The organism is Nostoc sp. EspVER01 (assembly GCF_034530635.1).
In the GTDB taxonomy this organism is placed as follows: domain Bacteria; phylum Cyanobacteriota; class Cyanobacteriia; order Cyanobacteriales; family Nostocaceae; genus Nostoc.
Window position 1 is genome coordinate 155499 of the sequence record NZ_JAVRCS010000002.1, and the last position, 15164, is coordinate 170662.

Genomic DNA, 15164 nt, shown 5'->3' on the forward strand with positions numbered 1-15164 from the left:
GCCAGGGGATAATTAGCATTTGAAGTAATTTCACTATTAAGTAATTCTACTATCAAGTAGTATAAGTAGTATAGTATTTTTAATTTGGAACTGGGGAGTGGTAAAGATTCTTCCCAATACCCAATCTCCAGTACAATTTCTTGCTTAGTACTGACTAGCAAAATACCCTTGATTCTCCTAGAGAAAGATACCTAATGGCTCAAATTCTGCCAAACTAAAGGTAACGGCAAGCATTTGCGGAGGTGGAGCGATGAAAGATAGTGATGTAAGAATTGTTTCCCTGATTCCCGGTGGAACAGAGATTTTAGCGACACTAGGGTTGGTTAATGCTATTGTGGGGCGATCGCACGAATGTGATTACCCTCCAGAAATCCTCAATCGCCCCATTTGTACCCAAGCACGTTTAAATAGTGATGCCTCCAGCAGCCAAATTCACGACGAAGTGAATAATTTATTGCAATCTGCTCTTAGTATTTATGAAATCAAAACAGATGTTTTAGAGAAATTGCAGCCTACCCATATTCTCACTCAAGACCAGTGCGATGTTTGTGCTGTTAGCTTACATGATGTTGAAAAGGCAGTTGCTACACTGATTGACAGTAAACCTCAGATTATTTCTTTACAACCCAATATTCTCACGGATGTTTGGGCTGACATTGAGCGAGTCGGCAATATCTTTGATGTAGACTCGGTAAAAGTCTTAGAAAATTTAGAAGCTCGCGTCAAAATTTGTCAGCAAAAAATCCAAGGACTTTCTTTAGATGAACTGCCTACTGTCGCCTGTATCGAGTGGACTGATCCTTTGATGGTCGCCGCTAATTGGATTCCTGAATTAGTTAACTTAGCAGGAGGACAGTCTTTATTTTGCGCTACAGGTCAGCCTTCTCCGGTCTTGCCGTGGGAAACACTATTAACAACTAATCCCGATGTAATTGTTTTTATGCCTTGTGGCTTTGATTTAAACCGCACTCGCAAAGAAGCCAATTTATTAACTCAACGTCCAGAATGGGAAAAACTACATGCTACCAAGGCTGGTAGAGTCTACATTACTGACGGCAATTCTTACTTTAATCGTCCAGGGCCGCGACTGGTAGATTCTCTAGAAATTTTGGCAGAAATTTTGCATCCAGAAATTTTTCAATACGGCTACAAAGGAACTGCTTGGGAAGTTTTGTAACTTAACTAGATTAGCCTTTTCAAGGTGGTGAAATTTGGAACGAAGAGTGGTTATTTCGACCTTCAAAAATCCCCAAATCTGGGCGGAGGATTCAAGGTGGTAGCACTGGAACATCGTATCTTCCTTTGTCACCTTGAAAGGGCTAGTTAGCAGAAACTTATGATACCTGTCGAACTTATATTGAAAGAAAAGAAATACCTGTGTCCATTCGGGTGGAGCATTTTGATAAACCCAGTATGACGCTCGAAGCATTCACACGTGAAGTTGAAGCTGCCGTTTGTGATGAGAATGATGTCCACATTCTTAACTTCAATACCCGTATTGCTCATGAAAATCCAAGCTTAGAAGGTGGTCACTTCTCCTTATTGGCAGACTATGAACCGGAAACTCAAGAAATCACCATTGCAGATACAAATCCCAAACGATATACCCAGTTTTGGAAATGCCCAATTGGGCGCATATATGCCGCTTGCGTAGATAAGGATTCTTCATCGAATCGCTCTCGTGGCATGATTGTGCTTCGTAGGAAGGAGAAAGTCAATCTAGCAGGTAATGGGGTGGTTCATCCAGCAGAAATCGCCTTGAACGCTCTCCATTCTGAATAAACTCCTTAAGGAATACTGGGATTACTAACGTCAGTTACGGTGTTTGCTCAGAATCTACCGATGGTTCATTGTTAAATAACAGCAGGCGTGCAGCAAGAATGGCAAATCCTACAGCCGCGATCGCTTTTAAAACACGTGTAGGTAATAATTCGGCTACTGCACCCCCTGCTAACGATCCCAACAGGCTTGTCAACAGCAATGCCCCTGCTGCACCAAAAAATACTGCACGTGGAGAATTAGAACGTCCTGAAAGTGCGATCGCTGCTAGCTGACTTTTGTCACCCAATTCTGATAAAAAAACTGTAATAAAGCTAAGTCCTAATAAATGCCAATCCATATATTTAGGGGAAATGGGGAATAGGGAGCAGGGGGAGATGAGGGAGAATAACTACTAACTTTTAATTCCTAATTCTTAACTAGTAACTTCTAACTCCTAACTCCTAACTTTTAACTAACCTTGGAATACATCCCAAAACAGCATTATAGAAATTACTAACAACATCACGCCGGCTGATTTTTCTACCGTTTTTGGGCTGAGTCGGCTGGCTATCCAACTACCTAAAAGCACACCTAATAAGCTGGTGGTTATTAGCGCCGCCGCCGAGCCGATAAATACCACCCACGGCGAATGAGATTGTGCGCTCATTAACAAAGTCGATAGCTGAGTCTTATCTCCAATTTCTGCTAGAAAAATGGTTACAAAAGTCGTACCAAAAACTACTAGCGCTGATTGCTGCTTTTGAGGACTATCGGCAATTACAGGCTGAACCAAGGGAGCGATCACGGGAGTTAAGTTAATATCATTGCTATCTTTCAGTTCTAGCTCGATCTCAGTGTGAGATATGCCAGAAATCTCCAAAGGTACAGAGTCAAGTTTCACAAGCAGTAGTTTGGGTTGCTAGGGGCTTTTCATATTTCTATCATTTTCTCAGATTTTTGTCATAAATTGCAACCCCACACAAAAAAAGGAGGGTTGGGTGTCAAAGAAGAGGCAGAGGGGAAAGACTTACTACAACTTCTCCTCTGCTCCCCTGCTTTTTGGTCAAAGGCCAACAGCTTTGTCGAAGCGTAATATTTCTAAACTGCGATCGCCGTATACTCCCTCTATTTGCTGGCGACAGCAGTCAATAGCAAAATCGTTGACTTCTTCTGGTTCAACCCCATACATATCTTGAAACACTTCTGATTCCACACGGCAGAAGCGCGGACGATTAGGGTAGATGCGACATTCTCGCGTGGTATGGTCGAAATTAACGCACCATCCCCCTTCGCCTACCATGCTGAGGTAGAGTTCTAGTTCTGGTGGTGAGAGATACTCTTCCAAGTCTGGACGCTCTGCTGGGTCGAGATTACAGCAGGCTCCACATTGCTTTACACATTGCCAAGTTGACATTTTGGATTAGGGATTGAAGAAGGGAATAGGGGACAGGGAATAGGGTACAGATTATTCCCTGTCACCTCTCCCCTAATCCCAATCCCCCTATTTTACGTTTTTATATCTTTTCTTATAATTTTGTTAAGTAAATTAAATCTAACAGGCCATAGCCATATATGATCGATTTCGGGTTTTCTAATTAAGTTATTGAATTTTTTAAGACTATTGGGAGGAGAAAAGGAAAAATGTTTGACTCTTTGTTTAACGCTTTTACCAGTATCAATTGGGAAGTTATTTTCCAATTGCTATCCGTGGCACTAATTGTAATTGCTGGGCCAGTGGTAATCTTTTTGCTGGCATTTCGCAACGGCAACCTATAGTAGTGCTGAGTGCTGACTAAGGAGTTAACAGTTAAGAGTTAGGAGTGAGAAGTTAATTAAGAATTCATAACTCATAACTCATAACTCAGCACTCAGTACTGATAACGCCTGAAGGGCAGCTTGAATAATATTGTCATACTGTGGTCGAGAAATATCAACTTCTTTGGCATTTTGACGATTAGTGCCCAGTAAACCAATCATCTGTCCTGGGTGCATGGCTAATACTTTGCCTTCAGAATTTTTAATTCTTAATTCTGCTTCAATACCGTTTTTATAGAAACCACAAGTATATTGTCGCTGGTTGTACTCAAAGGTGGTACTTGACTGGAGAAGTGGCGAAGCAAAAAATTGTTGAATCTGAATTGGCAATCTGACTCCGATTAACTCTAGCTCAATGCTGGTGTTACCGTTAAAGTAATTTTCTCGCAATTTGTAAGCGATATCCACACGCGATGGTAAGCGGAAGTAGTCGCCCCAACGCCAAGCGATCGCTTTTATTTGATACTCCTGATTATCAATAGTTTGGGCAATTGTCAGTTTAATATGACCCTTCCCGACGATTTTTTGCTCAACCACTTGGACATTAGGTGTCCAAAAAACTGGATCGGGGTTGTCCATACCGCAGGGATGTAGAGCATTAAGCTGTTGATAAAGCTGTTGATTAAGATGATTGAGATTGACTTCGGCATCAATTTTCAACAGAGGCTTGAGATGTTGGGGTTCAAGACACTGATTAGCAAACTCAATCAAACGCGATCGCAACACCTGTAAATTCTCTGCTGGTAAAGAGAACCCACCGGCTGCTTTGTGTCCACCAAATTTCCCTAGTAAATCGTGACAATATTCCAAAGCTTCAAATACATGAAACTCTGGAATTGAGCGTGCTGAACCGCGTATATGTTCCTCATCTTCATAAGTCCCGATAAATACAGGAACACCGTAGCGTTCCACCAAGCGGGAGGCGACAATCCCAATAACGCCGTGATGCCAATTAGGTTGAACAACAATTAATACACGGTCTTTTTGTAGAGATGTAACAAATTCTGCCTCCACATAAGCGATCGCTTCTTGTTCAATTTGCTGACACATTTCCTGACGAGAAGCGTTGATTTGTTCGCACTGCATTGCTCTTTCCAGCGCTACTCCCATATCATCTGTAGTCAGCAATTCAATCACAGTCTGGGGATTACCAATCCGACCGATAGCATTAATTCGCGGCCCCAAGCGAAACCCGATATCTTCAGGCTTTAGCGATTTTGGATTTTGGATTTTGGATTTTGGATTGGAGCTTTTCTCCTCTGCTCCCTTGCTCCCCTGCTCCCCTGCTCCCTCATCTCTCGCCTGCACACCACCTACCTGAATCAACGCCTGTATCCCAGCTAAGTTGGATTTGGGTAAATGCTGTAAACCACGTTTCACCCAACGGCGATTTACACCAGTTAAAGGGGCTAAATCTGCGATCGTTCCCAGTGTAAATAATGCTAGCATTGGCTGGATTAAGCCCTTAGTTTGGCCTAACTGTTGTGCTAGAGAAACTGCCAAGATGTAGGCAACACCAACACCAGCAACACCCCGATAAGGTGAGGATTCAGCTATTAGTTTGGGGTTGAGGATAGCGTTAGCTGGCGGTAGTTTTTGGGGTACATCGTGGTGATCGGTGATGATTACTGCAACACCAAGTTCTCTAGCCCTAGCAACTGGTTCAAACGCAGAGATACCATTATCTACAGTCAGAATTAGCCCCACACCTTCGCTGTGAAATTCTTCAACTATGCGTTTATTAATACCGTAACCTTCGTGCATCCGGCTGGGGATAGCATAATCTACTTGTGCGCCTAAAGTGCGGAGACTACGCAAAAGTAGAGCAGTGCTGGTCATTCCATCAGCATCGTAGTCACCACAAATCGCAATTTTTGTTTGAGAAGCGATCGCATTTTCCAACAACTCTAAACTAATCGCTAAATCTGGGAAATCTTCCAAAGGCGAAGGCAAAACTAAAGACTCTGGATCTAAAAATTCTTGTACCTGTTCTGGTGTTTCCAAACCACGATTAATCAACAACTGGCTAACAATGGGTGAAATATTTGTCAAAACCGCCAGATTTTGGGCAAATTCTGGTTTTTGCGGATAAATCTGCCAGCGCTGATCGGGTAAGCGTCGGCGAGGCTTTGATAGTTCAGATACAGGTCGGTCTAGCACAATAAAAGTTAGGAGTTAAAAGTTAGGAGTTTTGAATTAAAAGTTATTTCTTAACTCATAACTCCTAACTCCTAACTTGTCTGTTAAAACACGTTTATCTTACCATCATCCATAATATACAACGAGCGATCGCCCGGAGAGCGCCAAGTCGGACGGAGTTCGAGTCGCAATGTACCAAAGTTAAGTTTAGAGACAATTGCTTGTAGTGATAAACCTTTTTCGCTCCAAAATATCAAAGATGTATTTGGTTCTGTACCTTCTATTTGTCCTAAATTTAATTTCTGCCCTGGACTCAAGGATATTGCATCAGTCCCGGAGGGTTTTTGAATTTTAATCAGATTAGGTGTGCTATTTACAACTTCAACTCGGATATGTTGCCCAGGTGTAAATTGAATTGGGTGCGACCCACACTTAGAAGCACAAGTTCGAGCTAATGTAGCACTGGGATTATTGATTGATGCAACTAGAATGGTAGCTGTAACTAAAGCCAAGGACAAAAGTTTAAACATAATACACAGTATAAGTACTAATCCTAAATATTACTTCGACTTCGGACTATTAAGCCTCAGCATATTTTCCAGAATTAAGCTAATGCAAAGCAACATCAGCCCATCACAAAGTTGGACTGGTGTAAGCCATAATCAAGACAGAATTAGGAATCAGAAACATAGAAGTGAATCATGCACATCCTATCCCTTCATTATCCCGATGACTTATATCATGTCCGCTTGATTGCTTATTAAACCCGAAGAACCCCACTCCGCCAAAGCTGTGCTTTGTCTCCCCTCCCCGCAGGCGGGGAGGGGTTATTTTATTATGGGTAATTTGGCGGACATGATATTACTTATTACCTCCGGTAAATCACCCCAAGCGTTAGAAGCAGAACTCACATTTTTGCTCGCAGTCAAACTATTTGAGCTACGCAGACTCCAGCACTTCCGGCAGCTATGAGGTACATTTTAAAACCTGAAAGCTATGCTAGGAGAGGAGCAAGGATAAAAACTGTATTATATAATAGCGGGAAGCGCTGTATCGCTTGGTAAAGCCGCCGCCTTTTGCAGCATGAACAAACCGCAGTTCATGTACGAACTAGGACGTTTGCAAATCCCTGTTATCAACTTAGATGATGACCAAATCGCCGACGAATTGCGCGATGATTAACTCTGTTATCGTTGCCGATAGCAGCCCCCTCATTTCCTTGGCAATTATCGCGCAACTGGAACTTTTACCCCAACTTTATCAGCGAATATTACTTCCCACATAAAACTCAAACAAAATTTTTTGAGTGTTATGCAGCATAGAGTGACTCTCCTATGCATTATGGATTGAGTCTGTAGTGCGATCGCTATTTTAGTGAGTCTGGTATCACAAAACAAAACCCTGTACAAAGTTTTACTTTATTGTACAAGGTTGTCTATTATCCTAAATACTTAGAACAGGCTCTTTAACCAAACCGTCCACTGATATAATCTTCAGCTTCTTTGGTTTGAGGAGAACTGAACATTTGCGCTGTCGGATTAAACTCAACTAATTTGCCGCGACGTTTGCCATACTCGTCAATTTCCGTATTGAAGAAAGCTGTGAAATCTGCGACTCTAGAAGCTTGCTGCATATTGTGTGTCACCATGATGATGGTGTATTGCTCCTTAAGTTCTAAGCAGAGTTCTTCTACTTGGCGGCTAGAAATTGGGTCGAGAGCAGAACATGGCTCATCCATTAATAATACATCTGGCTTCATGGCGATCGCACGCGCAATGCAAAGTCGTTGCTGTTGTCCGCCAGATAATGCAGTTCCCTTCTCTTTGAGTTTGTCTTTGACTTCATCCCAAATAGCAGCGCGTCTGAGGGAATCTTCCACCAATTCATCAACGTTACCTTTGTAACCGTTAGCAAGGGGAGCAAAGGCAATATTTTCGTATATTGACTTGGGGAAAGGATTCGGTCTTTGAAAAACCATTCCGATTTGGCGGCGTAATTTGACCGAATTTATCTTAGGATCATAGATATTGCGATCGCGATAATTCAGTCTACCCTCTACCTTAGCTCCAGGGATTAAATCATTCATCCGGTTGAAGCAACGCAATAAGGTACTTTTACCGCATCCTGAAGGGCCAATAAAAGCAATAATTTGTTTATCAGGAATTTTTAGGTAGACATCTATAAGTGCTAGAAATCCTCCATAATAGACTTTCACACCTTCAACATTAAATACAGAATTATCTTTGTCTATTGTGGCACTATCTGATTGACTTCTACTATTGCTATAAGTCATTTTTCGTATCTCCTAATATCTGTGAATGTATTAAATTAGATATTTAATTATCTAACGGATTGAGAAGCGTTGTCGGATATAAATTGCTACGCCATTTAAAGCTAAAATCAAGAGTAACAACGCAATAATTGTTGCTGCTGCTGCACTAGCAAAACCCGGTTCAGGACGAGTGATATAACTGTAAATTTGAATGGGTAATGCCATAAATCTCTGGAACAAACCAGGGTCAAAAGTAAGAAAACCTACAGCACCGACAACAATTAGAGATGCTGCATCACCAATAGCACGAGATACAGAGATAATCACCCCTGTCAAAATACCAGGAACAGCATAAGGTAAAACATGACTGCTAATAGTTTTCCATTTGGTGACACCTAAGCCGTAAGAAGCATTTCTCAAAGAATCCGGTACGGCGCGAATTGCTTCTCTAGAGGTGACAATAATTACTGGTAAAGACAGCAAAGATAAAGTCAATGCACCAGAAATCAAAGCAGGGCCAAACCCAAGCAAATAATTAAAAACTCCTAAACCCAGCAACCCATAGACGATAGAAGGTACACCCGCCAGATTACTGATATTAATCTCAATAATCGCTGTCCACCAAGCTTTGGGTGCATACTCTTCGAGATATAAAGCTGCTCCTACACCAATTGGGACAGTTACAAAAATCACAACAAGTCCCAACAAAATGCTGCTAACAATAGCAGGACGAATACCACCTTGGTCAGGAAAACGAGAAGGGGTATCTGTGAGAAATCCTGGGGATAAAAATCTACCTAATCCGTCTCCCAAAATATCGAAAAGGAGCAAAGCTAGGACAAATATCCCAATCATCAAACCAAATAGAAAAATTACTTCAAATACTTTTCCTAAACTCTCCCTTTTGTCAACATTATCAGTAAATTCTGCCCCAGATGCAAAGGAATCATTTTCTTGATAACTAGTAGCCATATTTTATTACTCGTATTTTTCCTTATAACGATTAGCAATCCAGTAACTAACAATATTCAAAGATAGGGTAATCAAAAACAAAACCGCACCTACAGCATATAAAGTCTTGAAATTGAGACTTCCACGCGGACTATCTCCGCCAGAAATTTGTGCCATATAAGCAGTCATCGTTGCGATTGATTCTGCAAAGCTAATAGTCAGCTTCGGCTGTAGTCCAGCGGCGATGAGGACAGTCATGGTTTCACCCACAGCGCGAGAAATACCCAAAATAATCGAAGCGATAATCCCCGAAAGTGCGGCTGGTAAAACTACTTTAAAAATAGTTTCTAGTTTAGTGATACCTAAAGCATAAGCTCCTTCGCGCAAAGAACGCGGAACTGATTTAATAGCATCTAAGCTAATAGAGCCAACGGTGGGAGTAATCATGATTCCCATCATTACCCCCGCACTCAAGGAATTGAATATTTCTAAAGGGATAATATGCCGCAGCAATGGTGTCAGAAACAATAGTGCAAAGTAACCATATACTACAGTTGGAATTCCTGCTAAAAGTTCCACGGCTGGGCGTAAAACTGCTGCTACTTTGGGTTGAGCATATTCACTCAAATAAATGGCAGAACATAAACCCAAAGGAATCGCCACTGACATAGCAATAGCTGTAGTCAAGAAAGTGCCATTAATTAAAGGCCAAATGCCAAAATGCCTCTCTGCAAATAGAGGTGTCCATTTAGTATCAAGAAAGAATTGAGCAAAAGAAACTTCTTGGAAAAAACCAAATGTCTCCTGAAAAATAATTATGACAATACCAAAGGTAGTCAAAATAGAAACTAAAGCACAAGCAAATAAAATCGTTCCCACAATCCTTTCTGATATATCTTCAGATATATCTTTGTCTAGTGATTGTCTGGGTAATAAATAAGGATCGTCTTGAGAAGTTGAATTTTGCATAAACAGTGAGGTTGTGACTACAAATCAAGTTACATCTGAATGGGTATTTGTCTAAAGAAAGTTTGTAATTGGTTCACCTGGTTTGGCTTTTTGAAATTTTGTCCCAGTTTCACCAGCAGCAAATTTTTGTTTTACCTTGACGTAAGCTTCATCAGGTAGTGCTACATATCCAGCACCATCTACCCACTTCCAAGAATTTTCTAGATAAAAATCTACAAATTCTTTGACTGCTGGTTTGTTATCTAAAGATATCTTACTGACATATATAAACAGGGGACGAGACAAAGGTGTGTAGGTATTTTTGAGGACATTATCCAACGGAACTGGTTTTTTGCATTCTCCTTTGAGATTTTCGATAGCAACTAAATTGAGCTTTTCCTGGTTTTGAATGTAGTAAGATATCCCTACATAAGCCAATGCTGATTCATCTCCAGAAACACCTTGCACTAGCAGGTTTTGATTATGGCTAGGAGTGTAGTCAGTGCGCCCATTCTTGGCTTTACCAGTAACGGCTTGAGTTAAATAATCAAAAGTTCCCGTATCAGAAGCCGGAGCATAAAGCTTCAGTGGTAGCTTAGGAAATTTAGGATTAACTTGATCCCAAGTCAAGATTTTGCCGTCTGATTTAGCACTCCAAATTGTGTTCATTTCCTTAATGGTTAGACATTTAGCAAAATCGTTTTTACGATTTGCAATTACAGCTACGCCGTCTAAACCTATCGGTAACTCCACAAATTCAATGTTCTTACTTTTACATTTTTTAATTTCTTCATTTCTGATGGTACGAGAAGCACCAACAACATCAATATCGCCATTACAAAATTTACTGAAACCGCCACCAGTACCACTGGAAGCAACACTAACTTTCGCGTCAGATTTCACCTTCTGGTATTCTTCTGCAACTGCTAAAGAAATAGGAAAACCCACGGCTGCACCATCAATACTCACTTGACTTTTCAATTCTTGTCCACCGTTACAAGCAGTGGTGCTACTGGCAAGAACCATTAAAGATGTGAAGAAAAAGCTATCTTTAAATCTGCGATGAAAGCTCATAAATTATCAATTGAGATAAAGTGACTATACAAATAATGCTGCTTAAAAAAGTAAAGTTTATGCTTTGCTAGCAGCTTGAACTTTGTCAAAAATTGCCCCATCTTCAAAAAACTTTTTCTGGATAAGCTCCCAACCACCTAAATCTTGAGAGGTAAATAAAGTTTTAATTGGCGGCTGTTTTGACGCTATTTCTTGAGTGACAGTGGGGTTAACAGGACGATACTGTAATTTAGCAAATTCCCGTTGAGCTTCTGTGGAGTAAAGAAAATTGACAAATGCTTGTGCAACTTCTCTTGTACCGTGTTTATCAACGTTTTTATCAACTAGAGCCACAGGATTATCGATGGAAATATTAACTTGAGGTACAACATAAGGCAGTTTTAATCCACCTATTTGCGCCAAAATCACCTCATTTTCGTAGTTAATTAAGACATCTCCCTCGCCTTTTTTGAAGAATGAATCGCTAGCTTCACGGGCATCTTTCGTCAATACCGGGATGTTCTTATAAACTTTGGTGACATAATCTAATGCTGCGGTTTCGTCACCACCTGTTAAACTCACAGAACTCCAAAAAGCTAAGAATTCCCAGATAGCAATACCAGAAGTTTTTGGGTTAGCTGCAATTATTTTCACGCCATCTTTTGCCAAGTCTGCCCAAGTCTGAATATTTTTGGGATTACCTTCACGAGTAACGATCGCAGCTACAGATTTACTGACAATACCATTTCTCGGATATCTGGTTTCCCAACCTGACTTAATCAAATCGGCTTGCTGAATTTTGATCACATCTAGGGGAAGTGCCAAATGTACTATATCTGCTTCTTGCGAACCGTCAATGACTGTAGCCGCTTGAGCGCCAGAACCCCCATAAGTCGCCTCAATCGTGACGTTTTGGTTGTGTTCTTTCTTCCAGCTTTCGACAAATTTGGGAATTATCTGGTCATGTGCAGCTTTGGTGACGGAGAAAGAAGCGAGTTTTAACTTAACATCATTTTTGCTAGCTGAACTGCTTCCAGAACAGGAGGCAACTGCTATACTCAAAAAAATACTTATTAAAAACAGACTCACAAAGCTTTGGATACTGCGTCCATCCAACCAACTTCTGATTGTATGTTGATACGATATTTGTATATTCCGCAAGGCTTTCATTGCATAAGCCTGTATCTCCTCACTGAGGAATTTACTTAATTGTGTCGGTTGTTGCGACTTGCTCATCAGAATCACCCCTAAATCTACGGTATTTCTACATGGATACCGTGATTATGAGAATTATAGGGTATATAGAATAATATTTATCATCTGGATTAAATTTTTTTGACTAAGTGAGCAATTTACGATCAAAAGTAGTAAATAAATCTGATTTACCAAGGTATTTCAAAAAACGGGTTTTTCTGCTGGCAAGCAAAACAATCCAGATGTATACATAATATTTGCTCAAAAATATGTGATTTTTAATACAAAACAGGAGTGAAAACTCGACTTTTTTTAGCCGTAAAGGTGTTTGTAAAACAAAGTAGTCGCATTAAAGCATTTTGAAAATCATATCTAGTGATCGCGCTCATTACGATATTATGAAAATTTGGGACGGAAGCAACAAAGTAGCCATCTGCATCTCGTTCGAGAATTACATTAAATTCTCGCTTCATCATGAACTTCCCTAAATTTATAGATAGTATATTTTCTCATTATTGAAAGAGCGATCGCACATCCGGTGAGAATATATAATCAAGCGATCGCTTAATTGTAGAAATACTCATACAGATTTTTTGCTACTCTAACCAGTTCTCTAATTGCAAATCAAGTATATTTTCAAAATCCTTGATATTGTTCGTAACCAAAATATCATTACGAGAGCGGACAACGGCAGCAATTAGTGCATCTACTTCTCCTGTTGGTCTACCAATTTGCCTCAATTCACTTTGAATTTTACCAAATTCTCTTGCAGCATCTATATCAAATGGCTCAATGGGTAATAGTTCAGTTAGTTGTGCTAGTGTTTCTAAATTTTTTTCAACTTGTTTAGAACAGTAAACACCTTTGTAAAGTTCTGAAACTACTATTGTAGATAGATAGCATTGGCTGAAATAGCGATTAAATATAGGTACTGCTTTGGTATTGCCATTAAGCAATGCAATACAAATGTTAGTATCTAGAAGATACATTAGCCTTTCTTCTATTTATCTATTTTTATCTATTGAGTCTATCACCCTTCCTTGGTAAGGATGACGTTGCTGGTCAATTTCAGCAAATATATCTATCAACTCTGGTTGGTCTTGCCAAACTCCAAATAATTTATTCAATTTTGCAAGCCTTTCTTCATCTGTCAAGTCTAGTTTTGCTACGACAGATTTAGTAGAAGTAAGCTCTAGATTAACGATTATTTCTGCTCCATCAGGAATACTGTGAATTTGCTCTAATAATTCAATAGTTTGACCGCGTTTTATTCCCCTAATCTTCATTTTATACTTACTCCTGTAATCACTACTATTCAAATCTCAGACATTTTCTCATCACTTAATGCTAACTGATGTAGCGGCTGGTTGTCAGATATTGACTCTCCTGGTAGAACAGATAATCAGGCGATAAGATTTAAGTACTCACCAACTGAGTCAGACCCTTCAATATACGTAGCACGTGGTACAATTCATTTCCAGGGTTCAGCATCAAAAAACCCTTTGATAAAGCATAATGCGGTGGATTTCCTGTCACTAATTTGACGAAAATAAACTCGCTTCCCGTGGCAATTCCATAAGAATTGTTAATTACGAATTACGAACTTGTACTGAGTTTCGACTGCGCTCAACTACCGCGTAGTCGTAAAGCCTGCGGCATAGCTACGCTTCGGGCGCAGCCTCTCGTAGAGAAGTATTACGAATTACGAATTATTTGCTGCTTCCAGCCAAACTTCCACTTCATCTGCTAGTAACTTCTGCGCTGCATCCATCATTGATGTTGCAATATCTTTGAGGTCTTCGCGGTTGTTCAAGTAAGTTTTTAACGCTTCCATTGGGTCGATGCTGCTACTCGCACTCAATTCAGGAATTCGGGGTCTGGCTAATTGACTCACTAATTCTGCTTGAATGGTGTAGGTGTGAGCGGGACTTAAAGCAGTATGTAGAGAGGAACTGTCAATTAAATCCATCTGTTCAGAGCGGAGTTTGTAAATTAGCCGCACTACAGCATCTTCAATATCATACTTGGCGATCGCTTTCATTAACACCGCTTGCGGATCATCTGCTTTCGAGATATCCACCTCAATAGTTTGGAAAGTCCGAACTGTTAAGGGACAAAATTCCCATTCAGCGCTTCCCCGCTCCAGTTCCAGCATTACATAGCCTTTGTCTTCTTTTTCTTCGCTAAAATCTACCCGCTCAATACTCCCTGGATAAATCACCGGCGGGTTGTTAGATTTATTCAAATTTTGATGGCGGTGGACGTGTCCCAACGCTACATAATCAAAACAAGGTCGTGTCAGCAAAGATAGGGGTAGAGTAAAGCCTTTACCTACTGCCAAAAAGCGTTCTGCGCCCAAGGTTGCATTGTCAGCCATCAAGTGAGCCAAAAGAATAGTAGGCACATCGGGGTCAAGACGGCGAACTTCCCCTTCTAAAACAACTCGCAGACGTTCTGTTAATAGTTGGTTTACTTCCGCTAAAGATAAACCTTCAGTCTCTTGGCGAGTCATCAGTGTGGAACGAGTCAGCCAAGGCAGAGTAATTACTTGCACTTTGCCATTACGGGTTTCAATACAGTGAGTAGTTAATGTATCACCAACAACAAACCCTGGCACTCCCAAAGTGCGATAAATATTTAAACTCGCCCCTCCCTGTCCTTGGGAATGTTGGTCATGGTTGCCTACCAACAGCACTGTTGGAATATTGGCATCCATAAGACGGCGAAACTGGTTGGCAAAAGCATGTTGTACATAAGGTGGTGGTGTAGCATCCGGGAAAGCATCGCCACCAAATATCACCATATCGACTGCATCTGTCAGCGCTCGGTCAATACACAAAGATAATGTATTGACAAAATCCTCCAATCGTGTGTTTAATCCAGTTGCCGGATTAATTCGTCCGTGGGAAAAGCCGCTTCCCATGTGGATATCGGAAAGATGGAGGATTTTAATCATATTTGTCCTTTGTTCTTTGTCTACATATTAATGACAAATAGCTATTGAAAACTCTCTAAATGTCTCAAACTTAGC

At 40.6% G+C, this 15164-nt stretch carries 17 protein-coding genes; 4 read left to right on the forward strand and 13 right to left on the reverse strand.

Annotated features, from left to right (window positions below; translation table 11 throughout):
• Nucleotides 1-250 precede the first annotated feature (250 nt).
• Together RMX69_RS02685 and RMX69_RS02690 are read left to right on the forward strand one after the other, a co-directional pair.
• Nucleotides 251-1177, forward strand: a complete 927-nt coding sequence (locus tag RMX69_RS02685) for a cobalamin-binding protein (RefSeq protein WP_322636451.1) — start codon at nt 251-253, stop codon at nt 1175-1177.
• A 212-nt stretch (nt 1178-1389) separates the two neighbouring features.
• On the forward strand, nt 1390-1782 hold the full coding sequence (locus RMX69_RS02690) for a phytochelatin synthase family protein (protein WP_322636547.1): 393 nt from the start codon (nt 1390-1392) through the stop codon (nt 1780-1782).
• A gap of 34 nt (nt 1783-1816) precedes the next feature.
• Here the strand turns inward: RMX69_RS02690 and RMX69_RS02695 are convergent, their stop codons facing one another.
• The 3 genes from RMX69_RS02695 to RMX69_RS02705 form a co-directional block, all read right to left on the reverse strand.
• Nucleotides 1817-2119 carry a TMEM165/GDT1 family protein gene (locus RMX69_RS02695; RefSeq protein ID WP_104907910.1) on the reverse strand — a complete coding sequence of 101 codons (303 nt, stop codon included), beginning with the start codon at nt 2117-2119 and terminating at the stop codon, nt 1817-1819.
• Between the two features lie 114 nt (nt 2120-2233).
• Nucleotides 2234-2662, reverse strand: a complete 429-nt coding sequence (locus RMX69_RS02700) for a TMEM165/GDT1 family protein (protein ID WP_322636452.1) — start codon at nt 2660-2662, stop codon at nt 2234-2236.
• Nucleotides 2663-2824: 162 nt separating this feature from the next.
• Nucleotides 2825-3175, reverse strand: a complete 351-nt coding sequence (locus tag RMX69_RS02705) for a YkgJ family cysteine cluster protein (protein ID WP_104907911.1) — start codon at nt 3173-3175, stop codon at nt 2825-2827.
• 227 nt (nt 3176-3402) lie between these two features.
• Between RMX69_RS02705 and psb30 the strand changes: the two genes are divergently transcribed.
• Entirely contained in the window at nt 3403-3537 is a 135-nt protein-coding gene (gene psb30, locus RMX69_RS02710; RefSeq protein ID WP_199784655.1) for a photosystem II reaction center protein Ycf12/Psb30, read from the forward strand.
• A gap of 78 nt (nt 3538-3615) precedes the next feature.
• On the opposite strand, the gene RMX69_RS02715 is transcribed toward psb30, so the two are convergent.
• A complete protein-coding gene (locus tag RMX69_RS02715; RefSeq protein ID WP_322636453.1) occupies nt 3616-5736 on the reverse strand; it encodes a single-stranded-DNA-specific exonuclease RecJ in 2121 nt (706 codons plus the stop codon).
• Between the two features lie 83 nt (nt 5737-5819).
• Nucleotides 5820-6245: a hypothetical protein gene (locus tag RMX69_RS02720; protein ID WP_289795195.1), complete on the reverse strand. Its 426-nt coding sequence runs from the start codon at nt 6243-6245 to the stop codon at nt 5820-5822.
• Nucleotides 6246-6750: 505 nt separating this feature from the next.
• Here RMX69_RS02720 and RMX69_RS02725 point away from each other — a divergent pair.
• Complete coding sequence (locus tag RMX69_RS02725) at nt 6751-6897, forward strand: UPF0175 family protein (protein WP_289799886.1); 147 nt, start codon at nt 6751-6753, stop codon at nt 6895-6897.
• Between the two features lie 283 nt (nt 6898-7180).
• On the opposite strand, the gene pstB is transcribed toward RMX69_RS02725, so the two are convergent.
• From pstB to RMX69_RS02765, 8 genes are all read right to left on the reverse strand, one after another.
• A complete protein-coding gene (pstB, locus tag RMX69_RS02730) occupies nt 7181-8008 on the reverse strand; it encodes a phosphate ABC transporter ATP-binding protein PstB (protein WP_289795197.1) in 828 nt (275 codons plus the stop codon).
• 51 nt (nt 8009-8059) lie between these two features.
• On the reverse strand, nt 8060-8959 hold the full coding sequence (gene pstA, locus RMX69_RS02735) for a phosphate ABC transporter permease PstA (protein WP_322636454.1): 900 nt from the start codon (nt 8957-8959) through the stop codon (nt 8060-8062).
• A 6-nt stretch (nt 8960-8965) separates the two neighbouring features.
• Entirely contained in the window at nt 8966-9907 is a 942-nt protein-coding gene (pstC, locus tag RMX69_RS02740; RefSeq protein WP_322636455.1) for a phosphate ABC transporter permease subunit PstC, read from the reverse strand.
• 51 nt (nt 9908-9958) lie between these two features.
• The gene (locus RMX69_RS02745) at nt 9959-10960 is read right to left on the reverse strand and encodes a PstS family phosphate ABC transporter substrate-binding protein (protein WP_322636456.1); all 1002 of its coding nucleotides are present in this window, start codon (nt 10958-10960) and stop codon (nt 9959-9961) included.
• A 57-nt stretch (nt 10961-11017) separates the two neighbouring features.
• Entirely contained in the window at nt 11018-12175 is a 1158-nt protein-coding gene (locus tag RMX69_RS02750; protein WP_322636457.1) for a sulfate ABC transporter substrate-binding protein, read from the reverse strand.
• A 554-nt stretch (nt 12176-12729) separates the two neighbouring features.
• Entirely contained in the window at nt 12730-13122 is a 393-nt protein-coding gene (locus RMX69_RS02755; protein ID WP_322636458.1) for a type II toxin-antitoxin system VapC family toxin, read from the reverse strand.
• Nucleotides 13123-13137: 15 nt separating this feature from the next.
• Nucleotides 13138-13419, reverse strand: coding sequence for a hypothetical protein (locus RMX69_RS02760; RefSeq protein WP_322636459.1), 282 nt, complete (start codon nt 13417-13419; stop codon nt 13138-13140).
• A gap of 416 nt (nt 13420-13835) precedes the next feature.
• The gene (locus tag RMX69_RS02765) at nt 13836-15089 is read right to left on the reverse strand and encodes an exonuclease SbcCD subunit D (RefSeq protein WP_322636460.1); all 1254 of its coding nucleotides are present in this window, start codon (nt 15087-15089) and stop codon (nt 13836-13838) included.
• Between the last annotated feature and the right edge of the window lie 75 nt (nt 15090-15164).

What these genes read in the sequence shown, in the direction of transcription:
- RMX69_RS02745 (WP_322636456.1), bottom strand. Translation starts at nt 10,960, where the DNA reads ATGAGCTTTCATCGCAGATTTAAAGATAGCTTTTTCTTCACATCTTTA.
- RMX69_RS02760 (WP_322636459.1), bottom strand. Translation starts at nt 13,419, where the DNA reads ATGAAGATTAGGGGAATAAAACGCGGTCAAACTATTGAATTATTAGAG.
- RMX69_RS02695 (WP_104907910.1), bottom strand. Translation starts at nt 2,119, where the DNA reads ATGGATTGGCATTTATTAGGACTTAGCTTTATTACAGTTTTTTTATCA.
- RMX69_RS02685 (WP_322636451.1), top strand. Translation starts at nt 251, where the DNA reads ATGAAAGATAGTGATGTAAGAATTGTTTCCCTGATTCCCGGTGGAACA.
- RMX69_RS02705 (WP_104907911.1), bottom strand. Translation starts at nt 3,175, where the DNA reads ATGTCAACTTGGCAATGTGTAAAGCAATGTGGAGCCTGCTGTAATCTC.
- RMX69_RS02765 (WP_322636460.1), bottom strand. Translation starts at nt 15,089, where the DNA reads ATGATTAAAATCCTCCATCTTTCCGATATCCACATGGGAAGCGGCTTT.
- RMX69_RS02750 (WP_322636457.1), bottom strand. Translation starts at nt 12,175, where the DNA reads ATGAGCAAGTCGCAACAACCGACACAATTAAGTAAATTCCTCAGTGAG.
- RMX69_RS02720 (WP_289795195.1), bottom strand. Translation starts at nt 6,245, where the DNA reads ATGTTTAAACTTTTGTCCTTGGCTTTAGTTACAGCTACCATTCTAGTT.
- RMX69_RS02755 (WP_322636458.1), bottom strand. Translation starts at nt 13,122, where the DNA reads ATGTATCTTCTAGATACTAACATTTGTATTGCATTGCTTAATGGCAAT.
- psb30 (WP_199784655.1), top strand. Translation starts at nt 3,403, where the DNA reads ATGTTTGACTCTTTGTTTAACGCTTTTACCAGTATCAATTGGGAAGTT.
- pstC (WP_322636455.1), bottom strand. Translation starts at nt 9,907, where the DNA reads ATGCAAAATTCAACTTCTCAAGACGATCCTTATTTATTACCCAGACAA.
- pstA (WP_322636454.1), bottom strand. Translation starts at nt 8,959, where the DNA reads ATGGCTACTAGTTATCAAGAAAATGATTCCTTTGCATCTGGGGCAGAA.
- pstB (WP_289795197.1), bottom strand. Translation starts at nt 8,008, where the DNA reads ATGACTTATAGCAATAGTAGAAGTCAATCAGATAGTGCCACAATAGAC.